The following is a 23,760-nucleotide window of genomic DNA, read 5'->3' as shown; positions in this document are numbered from 1 at the left end:
ACGAGCTTGTCGTTCTGTCGCCAAAATCACCCAAATCTTCTGAAGGGGGCCCCTCCATGGCACCGCGCATCCTGCTGGCCCGGCACGGACAGACGGAGTGGTCGCTCTCCGGCAAGCACACCGGCCGTACGGACATCCCGCTCCTCGACGAGGGGCGGCGCGGGGCCAAGCTGCTCGGCGAGCGGCTGCACCGCGAGCCGTGGGACGCGCTGCCGGGCGTCGAGGTCCGCACCAGCCCGCTGGTGCGCGCCAAGGAGACCTGCGAGCTGGCCGGCTTCGGTGACCGGGCCACGACGTGGGACGCGCTGATGGAGTTCCACTACGGCGCGTACGAGGGAATGACCCCGGACGAGATCAAGGCGGGCCGGCCGGGCTGGCTCATCTGGCGCGACGGCGTCCCCGAGGGCGAGACGCTGGCGGAGGTCGGGGCGCGGGCGGACGAGGTCGTGGAATGGGCCCGCTCGGCCGACCGCGACGTGCTGATCTTCGCCCACGGCCACATCCTGCGCGTCATCGGCGCCCGCTGGCTCGGCCTCGACGTCTCCTTCGCCTCCCGCATCCGCCTCGACCCGACCTCGCTCTCGATCCTCGGCTGGGCCTATGGCGCTCCGGCGATCGAGCGCTGGAACGACACGGGGCACCTCGCGTAGCGGTTCGGGGTGTGGCCGAGCTCAGCCGAAACCAGCCCGTCCGGCGATTGAGGACACCGACGCGCGGCGGGGGTGCAGGCAGACGGCCCGCAGGCGCCCCGGCCGCAAGCCGTCTTACCGCCTGCGGCGGCGGGCGCCTCTCGCCTGGCCGGCGGGTCCTCGACTACCGGCCGTCTTGCCGCCTGCGGCGGCGGGCGCCCTGCGGGCGCGTCCTCAAACGCCGGACGGGCTTGTTGTGTCACGCCAGGCGCGCAGCCGACTGGCGTGACAAGAAGGACGCCACTACCGGATCATGCTCGTGCGGGCGCAGCAGGCGGGCCGTGGAGGCGAGCATCGCGCGGATGCGGGAGGAGCGGACCTGGTCGAGCAGGTCCAGGACGCGTTCGCCCGCCGCCGCCGCCTCGTCCGGGCGGCCGGCGCGGGCCAGGTCGCCCGCGAGCTGCGCGGTGAACAGCGCCGTGTTGCGCGCGAAGTGCGAGTCCTGGAGGAAGACCGCCTGCCGCGCGTGCTCCACCGCGCGCGGCCAGTCGCCGAGCGCCGACCAGCACTGCGCCTCCAGCCCCTCCAGTTCCGCCTCGCCGAAGAACGTCATCCACTCCGGGTCCGTCGCCCCCGAGCCCCGGCCGAACAGCGTTCGCGCCCGCAGCAGCGCAGCCTCGCACGCCGGCCGGTCCCCGAGCCCGGCCCAGCCGCCCGCCTCGCGCAGCGTCAGCAGGGACATCAGCCGGGCCGAAGAAAGCTTCCGCCCCGCCCGCTGCGCGGCCTGCGCCGCGCGGACGGCCTCTCTCGGGCGGTCCGCGTCGCGCGCGAGGAAGGCGGTGTTGCAGAACGCGTGCGCCTCCAGGGCGGCGTCCCCGGCGACCCGCGCGGTGGCGAGGGCCTCGGCGTAGTGGGAGCGGGCGTCGGCGAACCGGCCCGAGTCGTGGGCCAGCCAGCCGACCGAGATCGCGAGTTCGCCCGCGCCGGCGTGCAGCCGGTCCGCGACCGACTGCCGCCGGGTTCCCGCGTCGAGCAGTTCGTACGCCAGCCGCAGCGGCTGCGCGGCGCGTCGGTAGAGGCCGTCGCCGCCGTGCCGGTCGTCGAGGACCCGGATGCGCCGAACCGCCCGCTCGACGGCGGAGGCCTCGGCCTCGCCGACACGGCGGGGCGGGCGGGCGCCGGGGGGGCCGCCCAGCGAGGCGGTGGCCACGGCGGCCGTGCCGCTGGTCATGAACGCGCGACGCAACACGTCGCTCTCCTTGGTGCTGTCCGACCGCTGCCGGTCGAAGGGCTGGTCGAAGGGACTGTCAGGGGCGCTGTCGACGAGATCGTCCGAGGGGGCGGAGTCGTGGGTCGCTTCGGGGATCTCGGATTGCGGGGACGGCGTACGCTCCACTCCGCGCGCCCCCCACCCGCGCACCGCGTCCCGTGGCGCGAAGCCCATGTCCGCCGGTTCGCGACCGGGGAACATGTGCCGGAACACCCGTTCGTAGGCGTAGTTGGGGCAACGGATCTCCCCGGATTCGACACGTCCGATGTAGCGCGCGTCGCAGGAGACCTGCTCGCCGATCTCGCGCGCCGCACGCCGTACGGCCGCCGCGAACTCGCCAGGTGAGCGGTGTCCTCGCAACTGCCGGAAGGCGGTGTTCGGGCGGGGTGACGAGGATGCGTGGGACGACGCCATGGCCGGGCCCTCTCCCTGGCGAATGCCGCCCCGCGGGCGCTCCGGGGCGGGCGGCTGTACGTGCCTTTGCGGCATGAAAACCGTACCGGCTGTGAGGCGTTCACTACGCTCGGTTTGGCTACAAAACGGATATCTCACGCACCATCCGCCATGAACTGCCATCCTTTGCGGCGGCTGTGCGCCGTAGCCGTTGACGCGGTGGGGCGTTGGAATCCATGGAGTGCGCTCGACGCGGAGTGCCCACGGCGGAGGAGGCGTTTCCCTTGGTGGAGGCCGGAGTGGACATCGGTGGTTCGCGTACGACGGCTACGACGGCGCTGCACCGACCGCGCCAGGACCGCAGCCCGTTCCCGTACCCGCCCGTCACGTTCGACGACGCCGGCCCGTGCGACCTCGTCACCGTCCCCGCCCGCCAGGGCCTGGAGGCGGTCGACATCCTGCGGCTGCGCGACGGCGTGGGACCCGTCCTGCACGACGGCGCGTGCGACACCCTCGGCTTCCTCGTGCCGCCCGGCACCGCCGCCGGCTGGGACGTGCCCGGCAGCGCCTGCACGCAGACCTACGGCCGCGCCCCCCGGGGCGGCCACGCCGAGCCCCCCGTCACCGGCACCGGCTGGCTCGTCCCGCCCGACGCGGCCTTCACCTCCTCCACCGACCCCGCCGTGCTGAGGGCCGCGCTCGGCGAGGCGGCCCGGACCATCGAGGCCGTCGACCGCTGCCGCTGAGGCCTGTCCGGCGGATCTTCACGGGCTCCAGCTGCCGCTGGGAAGTACCCCGGCGCCGCCCGCTGATCCACGAAGATCCGCCGGACAGGCCCGGGCCGCCGCGCGGGCCGCCGGGGCCACGGGCGATACTTGCCAGGTGGCGAAGGGCAAGCAGAAGCAAGGGCGCGGGCGCACCGCGGAGCCGGTATCGGCGCAGGTGGCCGGGGGTCTGGCGGAGCTGGTGCCCGACCGGGACCGGCCGCGCGGCCGCACCCTCTTGATCGACGGGGCCCCGCAGTCCCATGTGGACCTCGACGACCCCGCGTACCTCGACTTCGCCTATCAGCGGCGCCTCGGCCACATCGCCGACCTCGTGGCACCGCCCGGCAAGCCGATCCAGGTGCTGCACCTGGGCGGCGGGGCGTTCACCCTCGCCCGGTACATCGCCGCGACCCGCCCCCGCTCGACCCAGCAGATCATCGAGATCGACGCGCCGCTCGTCCAGTTCGTCCGCACCGAGCTGCCCCTGGACGGCGGCTGGCGGATCCGGGTGCGCGGCGTCGACGCCCGGGAAGGGCTCGCCAAGGTGCCGGACGGCTGGGCGGACCTGATCATCGCCGACGTCTTCAGCGGCGCCCGCACCCCCGCGCACCTGACCAGCGTGGAGTTCACCGGCGAGGTGCGCCGGGCCCTGCGCCCGGGCGGCTTCTACGCCGCGAACCTCGCGGACGGTCCGCCGCTCGCCCATCTGAAGGCGCAGATCGCGACCGCGGCGGCCGTCTTCCCCGAGCTGGCCCTGACCGCCGAACCGGCGGTGCTGCGCGGGCGGCGCTTCGGCAACGCCGTGCTGCTGGCCGGCGACCGGGAGCTGCCCGTCGCCGAACTGACCCGGCGGGCCGCCTCCGACCCGCACCAGGCGCGGGTCGAACACGGCCGCGCCCTGGCCGACTTCACGGGCGGCGCGGCGCCGGTCACCGACGCCGCGGCCCGGCCCTCCCCGGCGCCGCCGCCGGACGCCTTCGCATAGCGGCGGCAGCGCTCACGGGAGTACTGAACGGCTCTCAGAACGGCGGGAGTTGCCCGCTCCGCACCACCTGGGAGTACCACCGGGCACTGGACTTGGGCGTACGGGCCTGGGTGGCGTAGTCGACGTACACCGCGCCGAACCGCTTGCTGTAGCCGTAGGCCCACTCGAAGTTGTCCAGCAGCGACCAGAGGAAGTAGCCCCGCACGTCCGCGCCGTCGGCGATCGCCCGCCGCACGGCGTCGAGGTGCGCGTGCAGATAGGCGATGCGGTCCGGGTCGTGCACCACGCCCTCGCCGTCCGGCTTGTCGTCGTAGGCGGCACCGTTCTCGGTGACGACGAGCGGCAGCCCGGGGACCTCGCGGGCGAAGCGGATCAGCAGGTCGTAGAGGCCGGTGGGGTCGACGGACCAGTCCATCGCCGTCCGTTTGCCGGGCGGTTGGTGGAAGGCGACGCGGTCCGCGCCGGGCCAGGGGGACCGCTCGCCGCCCCCGTGGCCGTCCGCGCGTGAGGGGCGGCTGTCAGTGGTGCCTGATACCACTGTGGGTGCGTAGTAGTTGATGCCCAGCGCGTCGAGGGGGTGGTTGATGGTGTCCGGGTCGCCGTCGTACACGAACGACCAGTCCGTGATCCCCGCCGTGTCGGCCAGCAGGTCGTCGGGGTACCTGCCGTGGAGCATGGGATCGGTGAAAATACGCGTGGCCAGGGCGTCGACGCGGCGCGCCGCGTCCACGTCCTCGGGCGCGGCCGTGCGGGCCCTGACGGCGGCGGGGTTGAGGGCGACGGACAGCCGCGCCCGGTCGGGGAGGACCGCGCGCAGCGCCGCCGCGCCGAGACCGTGCGCCAGGTTCAGATGGTGCGCGGCCCGCAGTGCCGCGAGCTCGTCCGTACGGCCCGGGGCGTGCACCCCCGAGCCGTAGCCGAGAAAGGCGCTGCACCAGGGCTCGTTGAGGGTGGTCCACAGTTCGACCCGGTCGCCCAGCGCCTCGGCGACGAGCTGGGCGTAGTCGGCGAAGCGGTGTGCGGTCTCGCGCTCCGGCCAGCCCCCGGCCGTCTCCAGCTCCTGCGGCAGGTCCCAGTGGTAGAGGGTCAGCATGGGCTGGATGCCGTGCGCGAGGAGGTCGTCGACGAGGGCGCGGTAGAAGTCGAGGCCGCGCCGGGAGGCCGGGCCCCGGCCGGTGGGCTGGACGCGCGGCCAGGAGACGGAGAAGCGGTACGCGCCCAGCCCGAGCTCCGCCATCAGCGCCACGTCCTCGTGGCGGCGATGGTAGTGGTCGGTGGCGGTGTCCCCGGTGTCCCCGCTGAAGACCTTGCCGGGGATACGGGCGAAGACGTCCCAGATGGAGGGGGTCCGGCCGCCCTCCTGCGCCGCGCCCTCGACCTGGTAAGCGGCGGTGGCCGCCCCCCAGAGGAAGCCGGGTGGGAAGTTCACGGACGGGGAGGGGGAGGGCGAGGGGGACGGTGACGGAGAAGGGGTCATCGAAACGCTCCCGAGGTGGGGGAAGGGGAGGGCGAGACAGACGAGACAGAGTGAGACACGGGGGCCATCAGCGGTCAGCCCTTCACGGCGCCCTGCATGATGCCGCCGACGATCTGCCTGCCGAACAGCGTGAACGCGAGCAGCAGCGGCAGCGTGCCCAGCAGCGCACCGGCCATGATCACGGCTTGGTCGGGCACATAGCCACGGCCCAGCCCGGTGAGGGCCACCTGCACGGTCGGGTTCTCCTGGGTCAGCGCGATGATCGGCCAGAAGAAGTCGTTCCACGCCTGGACGAAGGAGAGCATCCCCAGGACGGCCATCGCCGGTCGCGCGACGGGGAAGACGACGTGCCACACCACGCGCCAGCTGCTCGCGCCGTCGACGCGGGCCGCCTCGATCAGCTCGGTGGGCAGCGCCTCCACGAGGTACTGCCGCATGAAGAAGACCCCGAAGGCGCTGACGAGCGTGGGCAGCACCACCGACTGCAGCCGGTCGGTCCACTCCAGCTCGGCGACGACCATGAAGAGGGGCACCACGCCGAGCTGTGGCGGGATCATCATCGTGCCGATCGTCAGCATCAGCAGGACGCTCTTGAACCGGAAGCGCAGTTTGGCGAAGGCGAAGCCGGCGACGGTGCAGAAGAGCACGGTGCCCAGCGCCACGGAGCCCGCCACCAGCACGGTGTTGAACAGCGCGAGGCCCATGTTGGCGTCCGTCCACGCCGTCTCCAGGTTCCGCGCCAGATTGCTGCCGAACCACAAGGGCGGCGGGGTCCGGGCGAGCCGGGAGCTGTTCCGTGAGGCGGCGACCGCCGTCCACACCAGGGGGAACAGCGAGCCGACGGTGAAGATCGCCAGCACCGCGTAGGCGACGGGGCCGCCGTGCAGCTGCCGTCCCGCGCGCCGGGTGCCGGCCCCCGGCCCGTGTCCGGGCCGGCCGGCCGGGACGGGTGCGGGCGCCGGCTGGTCGGTCGTCGTGGTCGTCGTCACGGCAGCCCCTCAATGACTCGCGCGCAGTCGCCGCGCGACGGTCGCGTTGACCGCGGCGATCAGCAGCAGGATCAGGAACATCGTCCAGGCGACGGCACAGGCGCGCCCGAGGTGGAAGAAGAACCACCCCTGCTCGTAGAGGTAGAGACCGAGGGTCTGGAACTGGTGGGAGGCGCCGCCCTTCTGCCCGCCCGCCCCGCCGAACAGCAGTGGTTCCCCGAAGAGTTGGGTCGCCCCGATCGTCGACACCACGATCGTGAAGAGGATCGTCGGCCGCAGCGCGGGCACGGTCACATGCCGGAACTGCTGCCACCGGGAGGCGCCGTCGAGGGCCGCCGCTTCGTAGCGGTCGTCCGGCACGGCCCGCATGGCGGCCAGGTAGATCAGCGCGTTGTAGCCCGTCCACCGCCAGATCACGATCGAGGAGACCGCGAACCGCGAGGTCCAGGTGCCGCTCTGCCAGTCGACCGGGTCGATCCCCACCGCGCCCAGGGCCCAGTTGACCATTCCGTAGTCGCGCCCGTAGAGCAGCACGAAGACGAGCGTCGCGGCGGCGACCGAGGTGGCGTACGGGGTGAGCAGCGCGACGCGCCAGAAGTTCGCGGCGCGCAGCCGGTAGTGCAGCAGATGGGCCAGGCCGAGGGCCATCAGCAGCTGGGGGACGGTCGACAGGACGCCGATGGTGAAGGTGTTGCCCAGGGCGTTCCAGAAGAAGTCGTCGTCCAGCAGCCGGGTGTAGTTGCGCAGCCCCACCCACCGCATGTCGTCCGGGGCGGCCAGCTCCACGCGGTGCAGTGACGCCCAGCCCGTATAGAGGAGGGGGAAGAGCCCGAAGGCGGCGAAGAAGAGGAAGAAGGGAGCGACGAAGGCGTACGGGCTGTAGCGGACGTCCCACCGGTGGAGCCGGCCGCGCACCCGGCCCGCCCGGCCGGGGCCACGGTCCGGGCCTCGCCGCGGGGTGCCGCCCTCGCCCCCGGGGCCCTCGTCCCCCGCGCCGGCGTCCTGGGCCGCGGTGGCGGTCGTGGTCATTCGTCCACCGCGTTCTCGATCTCCTTCTGCGTCGCCTTCCAGGCCTCGCGCGGGGATCTGCCCTGCTGGTCGATCTGGAGCAGACCGATGTCGGTGAAGGCGGTGCCGATCTGCTGCTCGTCCGGGCCGATCACCAAGGTGGGGATGCCCTTGGCCGCCGCGGCGAAGATCCGTCCCGTCGGCGCGCCGCCGAAGTAGGGGTGCCTGGCGTTCCTGACCTGCGGCATGTCGTACGAGGAGGGGGTGGAGGGGATGCTCGCCTGCCGGTCGAAGAGCTTGGCCTGCTGTGCGGGCGCGGTCAGCCAGACCGCGAGGCTGACCGCCGCGGCCTTGTGCCGGGCCGCCTTCGGCACGCCGATGAAGGAGCCGCCCCAGTTGGCGGGCCTGGGCGCGGCGGCCACGTCCCACTTGTTCCTGCCCGCCTCGCCGGCCTTCTCCTTGATGTAGCCGAGCATCCACGGCGGGCAGGCGACCGTGGCGAAGCGCCCGTTCGCGTACGCCTGGTCCCACGGCTTCTCGAACTGCTTGAGCCGTGCGGTCAGCCCGCCCCGCGCCGCCTGCACGGCCAGGTCCCAGGACGCCTTGACGGCCGGGCTCTTCGCGTAGATCGGCTTGCCGCGCCGGTCGTAGTAGCGCTCGGGGTAGGCGTGGATCGAGGCGTTGTAGACCCCGGCGGCCGAGTCGGTGAAGACCGTGCCGGCCGGTGCCCGCTTCTTGTACGCCTTGCCCGTGTCGATGTACTTCTGCCAGTCACCGGCCCACAGCCTGCCGACGGCCTCCCGGTCCGTGGGCAGCCCGGCCTTCTTGAAGAGATCCTTCCGGTAACACATGGCGATCGGCCCGATGTCCGTGCCGAGCCCGACCGTCCGGCCCTTGCGGTCCGTGGCCTGCTGCCACTTCCAGTCCAGCCAGTCGCTCCGGCGCACCCCCGCCGCCTTCGACAGGTCCTCGAACTTGCCGGACAGCGTCGTGGCCACCTCGTTGATGTTGGCGACCTCCACGGCCTGGATGTCGGCGAGTCCGCCGCCCGCCGCGAGATGGGTCAGCAACTGCGGGTAGTAGGCGTCGTTGCGCTCGATCACGCTCTCCTTGATCGTGACGTCCGGGTGCAGCCGCTCGTACTCCGCGTAGAGCCCGGCCTGCTTGTAGCCGAAGACGCCGAAGGTGCCGATCGTGATCGTGGTCTTCCCGCTGCCGTCACTTCCGGCGCCCCCGGTGCCGCTCGCGGCGGGCCCGTCGTCCCGGGCGCAGCCACCGAGGAGATGCGCGCCGAGCGCGGCGAAGGCCCCGAGGACCACCGCCCGCCGCCGGTAGGTGCACGTGCTGCCGCGCAATTGCGTCCTCCTGATGAGAGTTCCGCCGGGGGGAGGAGGCCCTAGAGGTCCGCGAGATCCGCCTCGGTCCTGTCGGCCCCCTCGATGACGCCGTGGACGGCGAGGCAGTAATAGATCCCCTCGACGTCCTCCACCACCCCGTTCTTCGCCTTGCAGTCCGCCTCCGAGATGGGACCCGGATCCGCCACGGACGGTGTCGCTCCGATGACGGTGAACGCCAGAGCGGCACAGGACGTGACGATGATGGACGCAGCCCGACGGCGCATGAGGTGCCCCTTTCCTGGGAAGGGCGGGGCGGCTGCCCGCCTGCAACTCATTGAAGGGCCGCGCGTGTCGCCGACACCTCCACTACCCGAAAGGGTGAGGGTGTGTCTCCTCGAAGTCACCGGGATGGGTGTGCGCGGGGGTGGCTCAGTGGACGGTGCCGGCGATGATCTCGGCCGCACCCTGGCGGAGCAGTTCGGTGCTGACCCGGCCGCCGAGGTCCACCGGGTCGTCGGCGGAGCCCCGGATATGGGCGCGGACGAACGTGGACCCGGCCTCGTCGAAGACCATGCCGCGCAGCGAGAGCCGCCCGTCGACCTCGGTGTCGCAGTACCCCGCGATGGGGGAGTTGCAGTGACCGCGCAGGCCGTAGAGCATCGCCCGTTCCGCCGTGGCCTCCGCCAGGGTCCGCGCGTCGCCCAGCTGCCGGAGCAGCGCGAGGAGGTCGCCGTCGGCGCGGCGGCACTCCAGCACCAGGACGCCGGCGCCGACGGCGGGCAGGATCTCGTCGACGGTGAAGACCTGCCGGGCCCGCTGTCCCAGCTCGAGCCGTTCGAGCCCGGAGGCCGCAACGACCAGCGCGTCGAGCGCCGGGGCCATGGCCTTCGTGCCGTCGAGCTTGCCGAGGCGGGTGCCGACGGTGCCGCGCACCCGGACGATGCGCAGGTCCGGCCGGGCGCGGCCGAGCTGGGCCCGGCGGCGTACGGAGGACGAGCCCACGTGCGCCCCGGCGGGCAGCTCGGCGAGCGTGCGCACGCCGGAGTCCTCGGGCACGACGAGGACGTCGCGCGCGTCGTCGCGCGGCAGCATCGCCGCGAAGACCAGGCCCTCGGGGAGGGGGCCGTCGCCGGGGACGTCCTTCAGGCAGTGGACGGCCAGGTCGATGTCACCGCTCTGCAGCCGGAGGTCGATGGCCTTCACGAAGAGGCCCTTCCCGCCGAGCTTCGAGAGATCGCCCTGCCACTGGTCGGCCTCCGTCTCGATGGGGACCACGTCGGTGCCGAGATCGGGTTCGAGTTTGCGCAAGAGCTCGCGGACCCGCTCGGTCTGGGCCAGCGCCATGGGGCTCTTGCGGGTGCCGATGCGCAGCGGGCGGCTGTGGGGGGAGGGGTTCACAGAAAGCACCATGGCATGTCGCCCGGACCCCGGTACCGGCTCCGGGGCGCTGTCCCGCTGACGAGGGATCAGCCAGGGGGAGAGAGGAGAGGGGCGGGGACGAGCGGGGATACGACGAAGGCCCGGTCTGTTTTCACAGACCGGGCCTTCGTCATACAGGGTGAGTAACGGGACTTGAACCCGCGACATCCTGGACCACAACCAGGTGCTCTGCCAGCTGAGCTATACCCACCATGTCCGGTGCGTTTCCCACCGGCTGAGAAAAAGTGTACAGGGTCTTCAGGGGTGCTCGCTCCCAGATGACACGCGTCCTGGGAGCGAGCTGCGTCACTATCCCTGAGCGGGCAGGACGTGCTTGGCCGCGATGGCCTTCGCCGTGTCCGAGTCCGGGCCGGGCTGCGGTACGAAGATCGCCTCGCGGTAGTACCGGAGCTCGGCGATCGATTCCTTGATGTCGGCGAGTGCCCGGTGGTTGCCGCTCTTCTTCGGACTGCTGAAGTAGGAGCGGGGGAACCAGCGCCGGGCCAGCTCCTTCACCGAGGACACGTCGACGATCCGGTAGTGCAGATGGTTCTCCAGCTCGGGCATGTCCCGCAGCAGGAAGCCGCGGTCGGTGCTGACCGAGTTTCCGCACAGCGGGGCCTTGCCCGGCTCCGGGACGTGCTTGCGCACGTACGCCAGGACCTGACGCTCCGCGTCCTCGAGCGTCGTCCCGCCGTCCAGCTCCGCGAGCAGCCCGGAGGCCGTGTGCATCTGGCGCACCACCTCGGGCATGGTGGTCAGGGCCTCGGCGGGCGGGCGGACGACGATGTCCACGCCGTCGCCGAGGATGTTCAGCTCAGAGTCGGTGACCAGGGCGGCCACCTCGATGAGCGCGTCGTCCGACAGCGAGAGCCCGGTCATCTCGCAGTCGATCCACACCATGCGATCGTTCATACGTCTCACCCTACGGGGCGTTCCCGCTGGCCGGGCAGCCGTGGGCTGTAGAGGTCGGACTCCGGCTTGCCGGGCTCGGGGCCGAGTCCGCCGTGGCCGCCATGACCGGTCCCATGGCCGAGGTGCCCGCCAGGTCCGGAATGACCGCTATGTCCGCCATGTGGTGGTGGAGGTGCCAGGGAAGCGCCGGTCACGGCATGGGCGCCGGCCATGGCCGTCCGCCGCATCGCCATCACCGAGGACTCCCCGGGCCGCTGCTCGGGCAGATCCTGCCGCTCGAAGCGGTCCCCTCTATCAGGACGGTCCGGACGCTCGCCCCGCTCCGGCCGGTCGGCCGAACCGCTCTGCGGCCGGCGCGCCCGGTAGGCGGCCCGGTAGGCGGCGGGGGAGGACCCCAGCTGCCGGCGGAAGTGGCCGCGCAGGGCCACCGGCGAACGGAAGCCGCAACGCCCGGCGACCTCGTCCACGGAATAGTCCGAGGTCTCCAGGAGCCGCTGCGCCTGAAGCACCCGCTGGGTGATCAGCCATTGCAGCGGAGCGCTCCCGGTGAGCGAGCGGAACCTCCGGTCGAAGGTGCGCCTGCTCATGTAGGCGCGCGCCGCCAGGGTCTCCACGTCGAACTGCTCGTGGAGGTGCTCCAGCGCCCAGGCGACGACCTCGGCGAGCGGGTCGGCGCCGATCTCCTCCGGTAAAGACCGGTCGAGATAGCGCTCCTGCCCGCCGCTGCGGCGTGGCGGTACGACGAGACGGCGGGCCAGGGCCCCCGCCGCGTCGGCGCCGTGGTCGGTGCGGACGATGTGCAGGCACAGGTCGATGCCTGCCGCGGTGCCCGCGGAAGTCAGTACGTCACCGTCGTCCACGAAGAGCTCCCGCGGGTCCACGTGGACCGACGGATAGCGCTTGGCGAGCGTGGGCGCGTACATCCAATGGGTGGTGGCGGGCCTGCCGTCGAGCAGTCCCGCGGCGGCCAGTACAAAGGCCCCGGTGCACAGCCCGACGATGCGGGCGCCCTCTTCATGGGCGCGGCGCAGCGCGTCGAGTGCTGCGGTCGGTGGCGGCTGGGTGATCGACCGCCAAGCGGGCACCACGACAGTGCCCGCCCTGGAGAGTGCCTCCAGGCCGTACGGTGCGGTCAGTTCAAGGCCGCCGGTTGTTCGCAATGGCACATCTTCGCCCGCGCACACCAGCAATCGGTAGCGGGGGACTCCTGCGTCCTGTCGGTCGATGCCGAACACAGAGAGCGGAATGGAGCTTTCGAAGATGGGGCCGCCGCTGAATAGCAGCACTGCGACGATCTCCCGGCGGCGGCGTCCGGAGAGCTTGCGCGCGGTCTCCGGTACGGTCGTGGAGTCCTGGCTCATGGCGCTAAGCCCCCCTCGGCGGTCGAGTCCTCTCGGTCCTGCACGTTTCCCCTCGGTCCTGAACGGTTCCCCCGCCGGTCATGGCCAAGATCGAATCTACTGCGTCGAATGGAGACGCGGTGACCAGTTCACCACCCGGCTCTATGTCGACATGACAACTTGGCGCGAAGCGTTCGATCACGAAGCGTTGCACTTGCAGGCCCCGGTGAAAAGTACGCCTCTCGCCCATGCCCACTCCCCGTAGGGCGCAACCGCCCTCAACGGTCCTTTCCTTGCTGGTCGACCGGCTGTTGGGGGGTGCTTTGGCCAAGGGATGGAGTTCGGCCCCAAGTTGGCTGAAAACCTACGGGTGCAGGCGTGCGAGGCCGTCAGTCGACCGGATGGGCGGCGCCCGGATGGCGCGCGCCGCGGTGCGAACCGGTACCGGTCCGGCCCCGCCTGCCGCGGTGCGGAACCGTCTGTTCCGCCGCTACCCGGGCGGCGCTGCGCTCGGACTGGCGCAGCAGGGCGTGGCAGGCGCAGGTGACCGCCACCAGACCGGCCGCCGTGCCGGCGGCGCCCCCGAAGGACTGACCGCACATCAGCAGGACGATGGGGACCAGGACGCAGCTGAAGGCCGCCCAGCGGACTACGTCGCTCACCGGATCGGGGGATTCCCCTTCGGTGGCGTCGGCGCGGACGGACTCGCGGGTTCCGGGCACGGAACGGCTCCCTGGTGGCGACTGCTGGCGGTAGTACAACGCCCGGCCGGGCCCCGGGTCACTGGGAAGGAGGGCATCAGGAGCACGGCCGGGGCATTGCGTTGCGCGCCGCCCTCGTGCATGCTCCGGGGAACGCCCCGGGGGGTGTGGATCCGGCAGGCCTGGCCGGGCGGCCTCTGGGCAGCCGACGAGTGGCGCCGTACCCTGGGGGGTAAGCACTTGAAAAGATGAATCCCGGACGGATTTTTTCGTCCTTGATCATCTGGCCCGTCCCCCTCGACAACTCCAATCAGCCCCCGTCGATCCCCCTCCGCAAGAGGACTCCTTCGCCGAGACACCGATGGCCGGTCACGAATTCTCCGAACCCGCGGACCGCAAGCGGGTCGCCGATCAAGCGGCGCACCCCGAAGCGGCGGAAGAAACACGTCATTCCTGCGATCCGGCGTTCCAGCACGGTGTCGTGGTGGGCTTCGACGGCTCCACGTCGAGCGAGCGAGCGCTTGCATATGCAATCGGGATGGCCCGGCGCTCGGGCTCCGGGCTGATCATCGTCCATGTGGCCAACCGGCTGCCGACGACCGTATGGGCGGGCTGTGAGCCGCCGGTCTTCGTGGACGTCCCCGACCACCGGACCGAGGTGCTCGGCCTCGAACTGGCCTGTGCGGACTATCTGTCCGAGGTGCCGTGGATCCTCGTCGAGCGCGGTGGGGACATTTGCCATGAACTGGAGGAAGTCGGCCGGGAGTACGCGGCGGACGCGATCGTGGTCGGCTCCACCCACGGCCTGGTCGGCCGGATCTTCGGCTCCGTCGCGGGGCGGCTGGCGCGGCGCGCACAGCGGCCGGTCGTCGTCATCCCATGATCACCGCCGTCGGCGGCAGGCGCTCGGCGTAGGTCGATTCGCGGTCAACTCGCATGCGCCGTACGGGAGATGGTGCCGCGACGCGCCCCGGGGATGGCGCCAAATCCGCCTTGACAAGGCCGATGAATCTACTCGCGCGTAGAGGTGGATAGTGCCCCGGCGGCGGGTACAACCCGCTACATGTGACGTGCTGCCGGACGGGAGGTGACGGTTCCCGGGACCGGCGGCATCACCGCCGGCGTGAGGGCGACGCCGGCGCAGGGGAGGCGGTCCTCCCCGCGCGCGTGGTGGCACGTGCGGGGAAGACCGTCCTCCCTTTTGCGGCTGAACCGCCGCCGCTCTCGCGGAGGTGGCTGATCGCCGCTGGGGTCGCTCAATTGATGGTCGCGGGGACAGGCCGCTTCCTTTGAGCTCGCCCGGGTCTACTCAACCGTGACGGACTTCGCCAGGTTGCGCGGCTTGTCGATGTCGCGGCCCATGGCCTTCGCCGTGTAGTAGGCGAGGAGCTGGAGCGGGATGCCCATGAGGATCGGGTCCAGCTCGTCCTCGTTCTTCGGCACGACGATCGTGTGGTCGGCCTTCTCCTGCACCTGGTGCGCGACGGCGAGGATGCGGCCGGAGCGGGCCTTGATCTCCTCGAGCGCGGCGCGGTTCTTCTCCAGCAGGTCGTCGTCCGGGACGATCGCGACCGTCGGCATGGCGGGCTCGATCAGGGCCAGCGGGCCGTGCTTGAGCTCGGACGCGGGGTAGGCCTCGGCGTGGATGTACGAGACCTCCTTGAGCTTCAGCGAGGCCTCGCGGGCGACGGGGTAGCCCCGGACACGGCCGATGAACATCATCGACTTGGCGTCGGCGTACTCCCCGGCCAGCTTCTCGATCTCTTCCTCGTTCGCCAGGATCTCGGCGATCTGCTCGGGCAGCTTGCGCAGGCCCGCGATGATCCGCTTGCCGTCGGCGACGGACAGGTCGCGGGTGCGGCCCAGGTGCAGGGCGAGCAGGCCGAAGGAGACCACCATGTTGGTGAAGCACTTGGTGGAGACGACACAGACCTCGGGGCCGGCGTGCACGTAGATGCCGCCGTCGGTCTCGCGGGCGATGGCCGAGCCGACCACGTTGACCAGGCCCAGGACGCGGGCGCCCTTGCGCTTGAGCTCCTGGACGGCGGCGAGGACGTCATAGGTCTCACCGGACTGGGAGACCGCGATGTAGAGGGTGTCGGGGTCCACGACCGGGTTGCGGTAGCGGAACTCGGAGGCCGGCTCGGCGTCGGCGGGGATCCGCGCCAGCTCCTCGATCATCTGCGCGCCGATCTGGCCGGCGTGGTACGAGGTGCCGCAGCCGAGGATCTTCACCCGGCGCACGGCGCGCGCGTCACGGGCGTCGAGGTTCAGGCCGCCCAGGTGCACGGTGGAGAAGCGGTCGTCGATCCGGCCGCGCAGCGCGCGGTCGACCGCGTCCGCCTGCTCGTGGATCTCCTTGTGCATGTACGTGTCGTGGCCGCCCATGTCGTACGACTCGGCCTCCCACTCCACGGTGGTCGGCTGTGCCGAGGTGGAGGAGCCCTCGGTGGTGTACGTGCGGTAGTCGTCGGCCCGGAGCGTGGCCATCTCGCCGTCGTCGAGGGTGACGACCTGGCGGGTGTGGCTGACCAGCGCGGCGACGTCGGAGGAGACGAACATCTCCTTCTCGCCTATGCCCAGCACCACGGGGGAGCCGTTGCGGGCGACGACGATGCGGTCCGGGAAGTCGGCGTGCAGGACGGCGATGCCGTACGTGCCCTCGATGTGCTTGACGGCCTCGCGGACCTTCTCCTCCAGCGTGCCGGCCTCGGAGCGGGCGATGAGGTGGGCGAGGGCCTCGGTGTCGGTGTCGGAGACGAAGACGAAGCCCTCGGCCGTCAGCCTGGCGCGCAGGTCGGAGGCGTTGTCGATGATGCCGTTGTGGACGACGGCGACCTTCTCCTCGGCGTCCAGGTGCGGGTGGGCGTTGACGTCGTTGGGCGCGCCGTGGGTGGCCCAGCGGGTGTGGGCGATGCCGGTGCTGCCGTTGAAGCGCTTGGGCAGGCGCGCCTCCAGCTCACGGACACGGCCCTTGGCCTTGGCGGACTTCAGGCCGCCCGTCTTGCCGCTCGCGTGCAGGGCGATACCGGCGGAGTCGTAGCCGCGGTACTCCAGGCGCTGGAGGCCCTCCAGCAGCAGCGGCGCTACGTCGCGCTTACCGATATAACCGACGATTCCACACATGGTGTTGACCCTCCCAGGCAAACGATCAGTGATGCTCGGCGGCGGCAGAAGCCGCCGGTCTCAGCCGTAGACGATGCGGCGCAGTTGCCGCAGCGAGAGCTCGGGTGGCGCCACCGCGCGGTGCGGCAGTTCCGCCGCGACCCGCTCGAAGATCTCCGCGTTGTTCAGTCCCCCGGACTGGAGCTCGCGGTGTCGGCGGCGCACGAACGCCTCGGTCGTCTCGTCGAAGTACGCCAGGACGTCCAGGACCACCCGGGCGGCCTCGCCGCGCTGAAGCGGCGTGCTGCGCACCAGGTGGTCCACCAGGTCGTCATGGGTCATACGGCGTTCGAGCACCCGTTGATACTGAGGGGTGTCGAGGTCTTTCGCAAGAATCCTGCCCGATATCGGGCAGGAGTGAAGATCGAAAGGGTGGGGAGAGCCCAGAAATGTCGGATTAGAAGCGCTTGAGTACGGCCTGCTTCGCCGCCGCGAACTCATCGGCGGTGAGGATTCCGCTCTGGTGCAGCTCGCCCAGCTCACGCAGGCGCCGCAGCAGCGCGTCATGATCGGAGGCCGGGGCGGCGGGGGCGCCGTCCGTGCCGGGGGCGCCGGACGGGTCGGGAGCGCCGGGCGGCAAGGCATTGGCGAGTGCGGGACGGCCCGCCGCGCCCGCTCCCGAGGGGTGCGGCAGCCGGGCCAGGACCGCGGCCGCGACCAGCGCCATCAGCGGATCCTTCTTGAAGCCGTACAGCTCGATCGCGTGCGGATCGTGCTTCGGCGGGGCCTTGGTCGCCCCCTTGACCAGGACGAAGCGCAGATATCCGTTCTCCAGGCCGTGGGAGGGCAGCCACTCCACCGCTTGGATGTCGGCCACCGGGAAGGTCCGCGTCCCGGCGGACTTCTTGCCCTCCTCGGTCATCCAGTTCCACTCCAGGCGGACCCACTCGCCGTCGAAGGAGACGGTGCCGTCCCCGGCGCCCACCGACAGCGGCACGGCCGGGCCCGGCAGCAGATAGCGGTCCGTGGGACCCTCCGGCACCTGCTCCAGCAGCAGGGCGTTGCGCACCTCGTCCACGAGGTACTCCGCCACGCCCGTCCGGCCCGGCTCGACCGCCAGCTGATACGGATCGGCGCCGTCCGGCAGCCGGCCGCGCACGGCCTGCGCCAAGGGGTCGGCCCCGTCGCGCGGACGCAGCCGCAGCCGGCCGCCCTTGCGGCCCGGCTCGAAGGCGATACCCGCCACGGCCGTCAGCGGCACGGCCAGCTCACCCAGCGTCTGGCGCAGCAGGTGCACCCCACGCTCGCGCCCGGGCACGATGCGTATCGTGTCGCCGTCGAACGCCCACGTACCGTCCTTCTGGAGGATCTCAGCCATGAAGGAGATTCTCGCAGGCGCGCGGGGGCGCCCTACAGGCCCAACTCGCGGGCGATGAGCATCCGCTGGACCTCGCTCGTGCCCTCGCCGATCTCCAGGATCTTGGAGTCCCGCCACATGCGGGCCACCGGGTACTCGTTCATGAAGCCGTAGCCGCCGTGGATCTGCGTGGCCTCGCGGGCGTTGGTGACGGCGATCTCGGAGGAGTAGAGCTTGGCCAGCGCCGCCTCCTTCTTGAACGGCTCGCCGTGCAGCAGCCGCGACGCGGCGTCGCGCCACGCGATCCGGGCCGTGTGCGCCCGCATCTCCATGTCGGCGAGCTTGAACTGGATCGCCTGGTTGGCGCCGATCGGCTTGCCGAAGGCCTCACGGGCCTTGGCGTAGGACACCGACTCGTCGACACAGCCCTGGGCGAGGCCCGTCGCCAGCGCCGAGATCGCGATCCGGCCCTCGTCGAGGATGCGCAGGAACTGGGCGTACCCGCGGCCCTCCTCGCCCAGCAGGTTCGCCGCCGGCACCCGGACGTCGGAGAAGGACAGCTCGCGGGTGTCCGAGGCGTTCCAGCCGACCTTGGAATAAGGGGCCGCGACGGTGAAGCCGGGCGTGCCGGAGGGCACGATGATCGACGAGATGCGCGGCTTGCCGTCCTCCTCGCGGCCGGTGACGGCGGTGACCGTGACCAGGCCCGTGATGTCCGTGCCCGAGTTGGTGATGAAGCACTTGGTGCCGTTGATCACCCACTCGTCCGTGGCCTCGTCCAGCCGGGCGGTGGTGCGGGTGCCGCCGGCGTCCGAACCGCACTCGGGCTCGGTCAGGCCGAACGCGCCCAGCATCTGGCCGGAGCACAGCTTGGGCAGCCACTCCTGCCGCTGCTCCTCGGTGCCGAAGCGGAAGATCGGCATCGCGCCCAGCGAGACACCGGCCTCCAGGGTGATCGCCACGGAGGAGTCGACGCGGGCCAGCTCCTCCAGGGCGAGGCCGAGCGCCAGATAGTCGCCGCCCATCCCGCCGTACTCCTCGGGGAAGGGCAGCCCGAACAGGCCCATGCGGCCCATCTCCCGCACGATCTCGTACGGGAACTCATGGCGCTCGTAGAAGTCGCCGATCTTCGGGGCGACGACGTCGTGCGCGAACTCCTGCACGGTACGGCGCAGTGCCTCGTGCTCGGGGGAGAGGCGGTGGTCCAGCGACATGACTCAAAGCTCCTGGGGGGAGAGGGCGCGGACGGTGCGGGACGGGCTGGGCCGCCCCAGATGGCCGGCCATCCACACGCTGGTGGCGGTGAGCCGGCCGAGGTCGACCCCGGTGTCGATACCGAGGCCGTCGAGCATCCACACGAGGTCCTCGGTGGCGAGGTTTCCGGTGGCGCTCTTCGCGTAGGGGCAGCCGCCGAGGCCGCCGGCGGAGGCGTCGACGACGCGTACGCCGTGGCGCAGGGCGGCCAGGGTGTTGGACAGGGCCTGGCCGTAGGTGTCGTGGAAGTGCACGGCGAGCCGCTCGGCCGGCACGCCCACCGCGCCCAGTGCCGTCAGGACCGCCGAGACGTGGCCGGGGGTGGCCACGCCGATCGTGTCGCCGAGGCTCAGCTCGTCACAGCCGAGGTCCAGCAGCCGACGGGCGACCCGCGCGACCTGCCCGACCGGCACGGCCCCCTCCCAGGGGTCGCCGAAGCACATCGAGAGATAGCCGCGCACGGTGACGCCGGCCTCCCGTGCCGTGGCCACGACGGGCGCGAACATCTCCAGCGACTCGTCGACCGTGCGGTTGAGGTTGGCCTTGGCGAACGACTCCGTGACGCTGCCGAACACCGCGATCTCGCGCACGCCGAGAGCGAGGGCGCGGTCCAGGCCGCGCCCGTTCGGCACCAGGACCGGGAGACGGGCCGTCACGCCGTCGAGCATCGGCATCAGCTGCTCGGCGTCGGCGAGCTGGGGCACCCACTTGGGGTGCACGAAGCTCGTCGCCTCGATGGTGGTGAGCCCGGCATCGGCGAGCCGGCGGATGAACTCCGCCTTCACCTCGACCGGGACGACCGTCTTCTCGTTCTGCAGCCCGTCGCGGGGACCGACCTCGTGGATCCGGACGCGGTCCGGGAGGCCGGGCTCCGGCACGACCATGGGAAGTCCGTCGGTCATGACTCCTCCTGCGGGGCGTCGGCGGGGGTGACCACGGCCAGGACCTGGTCCATGGCGACGGTGGCGCCCGCCGTCACGTCCAGCTCGGTGACGGTCCCGTCGTGCGGCGCGGAGATGACGTGCTCCATCTTCATCGCCTCCACGACGAGCAGGCTCTGCCCGGCGGTCACGGCGTCGCCGACGGCGGCCTTCACGACGGTGACCGTGCCGGGCATCGGCGCGGTCAGCGCCCCGGCGTGCGCGGCCCCGGCGCCGCCCCGGGCGCCGGTGGGGTCGTGGTCCTGGACGTGCCAGGTGTCGCCGTCACGTCCGAGCCAGGTGCCCTCCGGGCTGGTGGCGTGGGTGAGGGTGTGGGTGAGGCCGTTCAGTTCCAGGGTGACGGTGTGGGGGGTGAGGGTGACGATGCGGGTGGGGTGGGCGGGGGTCTTTTCCCCAGCCCCGCCCCTTCCCAGCTGCATCGATGTGCGGCTCCGCCGCGTGGGGGGCAAGCCCCCGGGCCCCCGGGATGACGGCGGCTCGGCGCCGCCGGGCACGGTGCCGGCGAGCTGCGCCGCCTGGTTGCCGGGCTTCGCGGACGGGGCGCCACACTCGGGCCCCCGCGGCGGCTCCGTGCTGCCGGTGGTGGCCGTATCCGTGTCCGGCAGGCGGATCTCCGCCTCCGCCGCGCCGCCGCGCACCTCCACCGCCACCGGGTCCTGGCCCGGTACGCGCAGGTGGTGGACCGTCCATGCCGGCTCCCCGCCCAGGCGCCAGCCCGTCGGGAGGGAGAACGGGTCCACCCAGCCACCCGCACGGAGTGCGTCCGGCTCCAGCGCCGTCTGGCGCAGCAGTGCCGCCGCCGCGTACACCTCGTCCGGGACGGACCCCCGCACCAGCGCCACCGCGTCCCGGTCGACCAGCCCCGTGTCCAGCGCGCCCGACACCACCTTCGGGTGCGCCAGCAGCCGGCGCAGGAAACCGGCGTTGGTGTCCACGCCCAGGACGGTCGTCTCCGCGAGGGCGGCGCGCAGTCGGCGCAGGGCCGTCGGGCGGTCCGGGCCGTAGGCGATGACCTTCGCGAGCATCGGGTCGTAGGAGGTGCCGACCTCCGTGCCCTCGGCGAGGCCGGAGTCCACCCGCACGCCCTCGCCCGTGGGTTCGCCCAGGGCGAGCACCGTGCCCGCCGACGGCAGGAAGTCCACCCGGCCGTCGGCCGTCGGCCGCGCGGTCTCCGCGCAGATGCGGGCCTCGACCGCGTGGCCGGTCAGTGTCACCTCGGCCTGAGTGCGGCCCAGCCGCTCGCCGGCGGCGACCCGGACCTGCCATTCGACGAGGTCCAGTCCCGTGATCAGCTCGGTGACGGGGTGCTCGACCTGGAGGCGGGTGTTCATCTCCATGAAGTAGTACGAGGAGGGGTCGTCGCCCGGCACGATGAACTCCACCGTGCCCGCGCCCGTGTAACCGCAGGACCGCGCCGCCTGCACGGCGGCCTCGCCCATCGCCGCGCGGGTGGCCTCGTCGAGGAAGGGGGACGGCGCCTCCTCGATGATCTTCTGGTGGCGGCGCTGGAGGGAGCACTCGCGCTCGCCGAGGTGGATGACGTTGCCGTGGCCGTCCGCGAGGACCTGGATCTCGATGTGCCGGGGGCGGTCGACCCACCGCTCGACGAGCAGGGTGTCGTCCCCGAAGGAGCCGCGGGCCTCGCGCCGGGCCGCGGCGATCTCCTCGCCCAGCAGCGCCTCGTCACGGACGAGCCGCATGCCCTTGCCGCCGCCGCCCGCCGAGGGCTTGAGCAGCACGGGCATGCCGATCTCCCGGGCCGATGCCGCCAGTTCCGCGTCGGTCAGACCGCTGCCGGAGGAGCCCGGCACGACCGGCACGCCCGCCGCCCGTACGGTCTCCTTGGCGCGGATCTTGTCGCCCATCAGCTGGATCGCCCCGGCGGGCGGGCCGATGAAGACCAGCCCGGCGTCCGTGCAGGCGCGGGCGAACGCCGCGTTCTCCGCGAGGAAGCCGTAGCCGGGGTGGACGGCCTGCGCGCCGCTGCGCGCCGCGGCCGCCAGCAGGCGCGGGACGGACAGATAGCTCTCGGCGGCCGCCGCGGGGCCGATCCGCACGGCCGTGTCCGCCTCGCGCACATGGCGGGCGTCCGCGTCGGCGTCGCTGAACACGGCGACCGAGCGGATGCCGAGCGCGCGGAGCGTACGGATGACGCGGACCGCGATCTCGCCGCGGTTGGCGACCAGGACGGTGTCGAACATGGTGTCTCCGCTTGTCATGAGGGCGCTCACATCCGGAAGACGCCGTAGCCGGGCGCCGACGGGTCCTTCGCGGGCAGCGGGGCGTTGGCGCAGGCGGTCAGCGCGAGGCCGAGCACCTGCCGGGTCTCCAGCGGGTCGATCACCCCGTCGTCCCACAGCCGCGCGGTGGCGTAGTAGGCGCTGCCCTGCGTCTCGTACTGCTCGCGGACCGGGGCCCGGAAGGCGTCCTCGTCGGCCGCGCTCCACTCCTCCCCGCGCGCTTCGAGCTGGTCGCGCTTGACGGTGGCGAGGACGGACGCGGCCTGCTCGCCGCCCATCACGGAGATCTTGGCGTTGGGCCACATCCACAGGAAGCGGGGGGAGTAGGCCCTGCCGCACATCGAGTAGTTGCCCGCGCCGTACGAGCCGCCGACGACGACCGTGAGCTTGGGGACGCGGGTGCAGGCCACCGCCGTGACCATCTTCGCGCCGTGCTTGGCGATGCCGCCCGCCTCGTACTGCCGCCCGACCATGAAGCCGGAGATGTTCTGCAGGAAGAGCAGGGGGATGCCGCGCTGGTCGCACAGCTCGATGAAGTGCGCGCCCTTCTGGGCGGATTCGGAGAAGAGGATGCCGTTGTTGGCGACGATGCCCACCGGGTGGCCGTGGATCCGGGCGAAGCCCGTCACCAGGGTCTGCCCGAACTCCGCCTTGAACTCCTGGAAGCGGGAGCCGTCGACGATCCGCGCGATGATCTCGCGGGCGTCGTAGGGGGTGCGGGAGTCGACCGGGACCGCGCCGTACAGCCCCCTGGGGTCCACCCGGGGCTCCTCGGCGGGCTCCACCGCCCAGGGCAGCGGGCCGCGCCCGGGGAGGGTGGCCACGATGTTGCGCACGATCCGCAGGGCGTGCGCGTCGTCGTCGGCGAGGTGGTCGGTGACGCCCGAGACCTTGGAGTGGACCTCGCCGCCGCCCAGCTCCTCCGCGGTGACGACCTCGCCCGTCGCGGCCTTCACCAGCGGCGGGCCGCCCAGGAAGATCGTGCCCTGGTCGCGCACGATCACCGCCTCGTCGCTCATCGCCGGGACGTAGGCGCCACCCGCCGTGCAGGAGCCGAGCACCGCCGCGATCTGCGGGATGCCGGCGCCGGACATCCGGGCCTGGTTGTAGAAGATCCGGCCGAAGTGGTCGCGGTCGGGGAAGACCTCGTCCTGCAAGGGGAGGAACGCACCGCCGGAGTCCACGAGATACAGGCAGGGGAGCCGGTTCTCCAGCGCGACCTCCTGGGCGCGCAGATGCTTCTTGACGGTCATCGGGTAGTACGTGCCGCCCTTGACCGTGGCGTCATTGGCGACGATCACCACCTCGCGCCCGGAGACCCGCCCGATGCCGGAGATGACGCCCGCCGCCGGGGCGGCCCCGCCGTACATCCCCTCGGCCGCCAGCGGCGCGAGCTCCAGGAACGGCGACCCGGGATCCAGGAGCGCGTCCACCCGGTCGCGCGGGAGCAGCTTTCCCCGCGCGGTGTGCCGTGCGCGGGCCTTCTCGCCCCCGCCCAGCCGCGCGGCGGCGAGCTTCTCGCGCAGTCCGGCGGCCAGCTCGCGGTGGGCGGCCTCATTGGCCCGCCAGGCGTCGGACGCCGGATCTGCGGTGCTCCCCAGCACCGGTGCCTGCTGCATGGACTCGAGCTCCC

Annotated in this window: 21 protein-coding genes and 1 tRNA gene; 4 read left to right on the top strand and 18 right to left on the bottom strand. The window is 72.1% G+C overall.

Annotation, left to right across the window (positions count from 1 at the left end):
* Positions 1-56: 56 nt before the first annotated feature.
* Positions 57-650, top strand: a complete 594-nt coding sequence (locus JO379_RS12405; RefSeq protein WP_130877967.1) for a histidine phosphatase family protein — start codon at positions 57-59, stop codon at positions 648-650.
* Between the two features lie 238 nt (positions 651-888).
* Here JO379_RS12405 and JO379_RS12400 read toward each other — a convergent pair whose 3' ends face one another.
* Positions 889-2,313 carry an NsdA family TPR-like regulatory protein gene (locus JO379_RS12400; protein ID WP_130877966.1) on the bottom strand — a complete coding sequence of 475 codons (1,425 nt, stop codon included), beginning with the start codon at positions 2,311-2,313 and terminating at the stop codon, positions 889-891.
* Between the two features lie 266 nt (positions 2,314-2,579).
* Here JO379_RS12400 and JO379_RS12395 point away from each other — a divergent pair, with 266 nt between their 5' ends.
* Complete coding sequence (locus JO379_RS12395; protein ID WP_372449139.1) at positions 2,580-3,038, top strand: hypothetical protein; 459 nt, start codon at positions 2,580-2,582, stop codon at positions 3,036-3,038.
* Positions 3,039-3,174: 136 nt separating this feature from the next.
* Positions 3,175-4,044: a spermidine synthase gene (locus tag JO379_RS12390; protein ID WP_307841971.1), complete on the top strand. Its 870-nt coding sequence runs from the start codon at positions 3,175-3,177 to the stop codon at positions 4,042-4,044.
* 34 nt (positions 4,045-4,078) lie between these two features.
* Here the strand turns inward: JO379_RS12390 and JO379_RS12385 are convergent, their stop codons facing one another.
* The 10 genes from JO379_RS12385 to JO379_RS12340 all read right to left on the bottom strand — a co-directional run bounded on the left by JO379_RS12385 (position 4,079) and on the right by JO379_RS12340 (position 13,251).
* A complete protein-coding gene (locus JO379_RS12385; protein WP_130877963.1) occupies positions 4,079-5,521 on the bottom strand; it encodes a GH1 family beta-glucosidase in 1,443 nt (480 codons plus the stop codon).
* Positions 5,522-5,595: 74 nt separating this feature from the next.
* A complete protein-coding gene (locus JO379_RS12380; protein WP_209514970.1) occupies positions 5,596-6,510 on the bottom strand; it encodes a carbohydrate ABC transporter permease in 915 nt (304 codons plus the stop codon).
* A gap of 9 nt (positions 6,511-6,519) precedes the next feature.
* Positions 6,520-7,539, bottom strand: coding sequence for a carbohydrate ABC transporter permease (locus JO379_RS12375; protein WP_209514968.1), 1,020 nt, complete (start codon positions 7,537-7,539; stop codon positions 6,520-6,522).
* Positions 7,536-8,873 (bottom strand): ABC transporter substrate-binding protein, encoded by a 1,338-nt coding sequence (locus tag JO379_RS12370; protein WP_209514966.1) that lies wholly within the window; start codon positions 8,871-8,873, stop codon positions 7,536-7,538. The genes JO379_RS12375 and JO379_RS12370 overlap by 4 nt, the downstream gene beginning before the upstream one ends.
* A 41-nt stretch (positions 8,874-8,914) precedes the next feature.
* On the bottom strand, positions 8,915-9,139 hold the full coding sequence (locus JO379_RS12365; protein WP_130877960.1) for a hypothetical protein: 225 nt from the start codon (positions 9,137-9,139) through the stop codon (positions 8,915-8,917).
* A gap of 145 nt (positions 9,140-9,284) precedes the next feature.
* Complete coding sequence (gene hemC, locus JO379_RS12360; RefSeq protein WP_307841969.1) at positions 9,285-10,253, bottom strand: hydroxymethylbilane synthase; 969 nt, start codon at positions 10,251-10,253, stop codon at positions 9,285-9,287.
* A 159-nt stretch (positions 10,254-10,412) separates the two neighbouring features.
* A tRNA-His gene (locus tag JO379_RS12355) sits at positions 10,413-10,485 on the bottom strand.
* A 98-nt stretch (positions 10,486-10,583) separates the two neighbouring features.
* A complete protein-coding gene (orn, locus tag JO379_RS12350) occupies positions 10,584-11,189 on the bottom strand; it encodes an oligoribonuclease (protein WP_130877958.1) in 606 nt (201 codons plus the stop codon).
* 5 nt (positions 11,190-11,194) lie between these two features.
* Positions 11,195-12,550 carry a helix-turn-helix domain-containing protein gene (locus tag JO379_RS12345; RefSeq protein ID WP_130877957.1) on the bottom strand — a complete coding sequence of 452 codons (1,356 nt, stop codon included), beginning with the start codon at positions 12,548-12,550 and terminating at the stop codon, positions 11,195-11,197.
* Between the two features lie 368 nt (positions 12,551-12,918).
* A complete protein-coding gene (locus JO379_RS12340; RefSeq protein WP_242626061.1) occupies positions 12,919-13,251 on the bottom strand; it encodes a hypothetical protein in 333 nt (110 codons plus the stop codon).
* A gap of 340 nt (positions 13,252-13,591) precedes the next feature.
* Here JO379_RS12340 and JO379_RS12335 point away from each other — a divergent pair, with 340 nt between their 5' ends.
* Positions 13,592-14,113: a universal stress protein gene (locus JO379_RS12335; RefSeq protein ID WP_130877956.1), complete on the top strand. Its 522-nt coding sequence runs from the start codon at positions 13,592-13,594 to the stop codon at positions 14,111-14,113.
* A 422-nt stretch (positions 14,114-14,535) separates the two neighbouring features.
* Here JO379_RS12335 and glmS read toward each other — a convergent pair whose 3' ends face one another.
* From glmS to JO379_RS12300, 7 genes are all read right to left on the bottom strand, one after another.
* Positions 14,536-16,356 carry a glutamine--fructose-6-phosphate transaminase (isomerizing) gene (gene glmS, locus JO379_RS12330; protein ID WP_209514962.1) on the bottom strand — a complete coding sequence of 607 codons (1,821 nt, stop codon included), beginning with the start codon at positions 16,354-16,356 and terminating at the stop codon, positions 14,536-14,538.
* Positions 16,357-16,416: 60 nt separating this feature from the next.
* On the bottom strand, positions 16,417-16,692 hold the full coding sequence (locus tag JO379_RS12325) for a hypothetical protein (protein WP_130877954.1): 276 nt from the start codon (positions 16,690-16,692) through the stop codon (positions 16,417-16,419).
* Between the two features lie 100 nt (positions 16,693-16,792).
* Entirely contained in the window at positions 16,793-17,713 is a 921-nt protein-coding gene (locus JO379_RS12320; protein WP_209514961.1) for a DUF4429 domain-containing protein, read from the bottom strand.
* 32 nt (positions 17,714-17,745) lie between these two features.
* Positions 17,746-18,906, bottom strand: a complete 1,161-nt coding sequence (locus JO379_RS12315) for an acyl-CoA dehydrogenase family protein (protein WP_130877952.1) — start codon at positions 18,904-18,906, stop codon at positions 17,746-17,748.
* A 3-nt stretch (positions 18,907-18,909) separates the two neighbouring features.
* Entirely contained in the window at positions 18,910-19,848 is a 939-nt protein-coding gene (locus JO379_RS12310; RefSeq protein ID WP_130877951.1) for a hydroxymethylglutaryl-CoA lyase, read from the bottom strand.
* On the bottom strand, positions 19,845-22,088 hold the full coding sequence (locus JO379_RS12305) for an acetyl/propionyl/methylcrotonyl-CoA carboxylase subunit alpha (RefSeq protein ID WP_209514960.1): 2,244 nt from the start codon (positions 22,086-22,088) through the stop codon (positions 19,845-19,847). Before JO379_RS12305 ends, JO379_RS12310 begins: the two co-directional genes overlap by 4 nt.
* Positions 22,089-22,114: 26 nt before the next feature.
* Positions 22,115-23,746: a carboxyl transferase domain-containing protein gene (locus JO379_RS12300; RefSeq protein ID WP_209514959.1), complete on the bottom strand. Its 1,632-nt coding sequence runs from the start codon at positions 23,744-23,746 to the stop codon at positions 22,115-22,117.
* Positions 23,747-23,760: the final 14 nt, after the last annotated feature.

This window comes from Streptomyces syringium, from assembly GCF_017876625.1.
GTDB lineage: Bacteria > Actinomycetota > Actinomycetes > Streptomycetales > Streptomycetaceae > Streptomyces > Streptomyces syringius.
Note: the sequence above shows the minus strand (reverse complement) of the source record. Positions and strands in the feature narration are given on the sequence as shown.

Excerpts from the sequence above, each read along its gene's own strand:
- JO379_RS12405 (WP_130877967.1), top strand. The coding sequence starts at position 57 with ATGGCACCGCGCATCCTGCTGGCCCGGCACGGACAGACGGAGTGGTCG.
- JO379_RS12400 (WP_130877966.1), bottom strand. The coding sequence starts at position 2,313 with ATGGCGTCGTCCCACGCATCCTCGTCACCCCGCCCGAACACCGCCTTC.
- JO379_RS12385 (WP_130877963.1), bottom strand. The coding sequence starts at position 5,521 with ATGACCCCTTCTCCGTCACCGTCCCCCTCGCCCTCCCCCTCCCCGTCC.
- JO379_RS12375 (WP_209514968.1), bottom strand. The coding sequence starts at position 7,539 with ATGACCACGACCGCCACCGCGGCCCAGGACGCCGGCGCGGGGGACGAG.
- JO379_RS12365 (WP_130877960.1), bottom strand. The coding sequence starts at position 9,139 with ATGCGCCGTCGGGCTGCGTCCATCATCGTCACGTCCTGTGCCGCTCTG.
- orn (WP_130877958.1), bottom strand. The coding sequence starts at position 11,189 with ATGAACGATCGCATGGTGTGGATCGACTGCGAGATGACCGGGCTCTCG.
- JO379_RS12345 (WP_130877957.1), bottom strand. The coding sequence starts at position 12,550 with ATGAGCCAGGACTCCACGACCGTACCGGAGACCGCGCGCAAGCTCTCC.
- JO379_RS12335 (WP_130877956.1), top strand. The coding sequence starts at position 13,592 with ATGGCCGGTCACGAATTCTCCGAACCCGCGGACCGCAAGCGGGTCGCC.
- glmS (WP_209514962.1), bottom strand. The coding sequence starts at position 16,356 with ATGTGTGGAATCGTCGGTTATATCGGTAAGCGCGACGTAGCGCCGCTG.
- JO379_RS12320 (WP_209514961.1), bottom strand. The coding sequence starts at position 17,713 with ATGGCTGAGATCCTCCAGAAGGACGGTACGTGGGCGTTCGACGGCGAC.
- JO379_RS12315 (WP_130877952.1), bottom strand. The coding sequence starts at position 18,906 with ATGTCGCTGGACCACCGCCTCTCCCCCGAGCACGAGGCACTGCGCCGT.
- JO379_RS12310 (WP_130877951.1), bottom strand. The coding sequence starts at position 19,848 with ATGACCGACGGACTTCCCATGGTCGTGCCGGAGCCCGGCCTCCCGGAC.
- JO379_RS12305 (WP_209514960.1), bottom strand. The coding sequence starts at position 22,088 with ATGTTCGACACCGTCCTGGTCGCCAACCGCGGCGAGATCGCGGTCCGC.
- JO379_RS12300 (WP_209514959.1), bottom strand. The coding sequence starts at position 23,746 with ATGCAGCAGGCACCGGTGCTGGGGAGCACCGCAGATCCGGCGTCCGAC.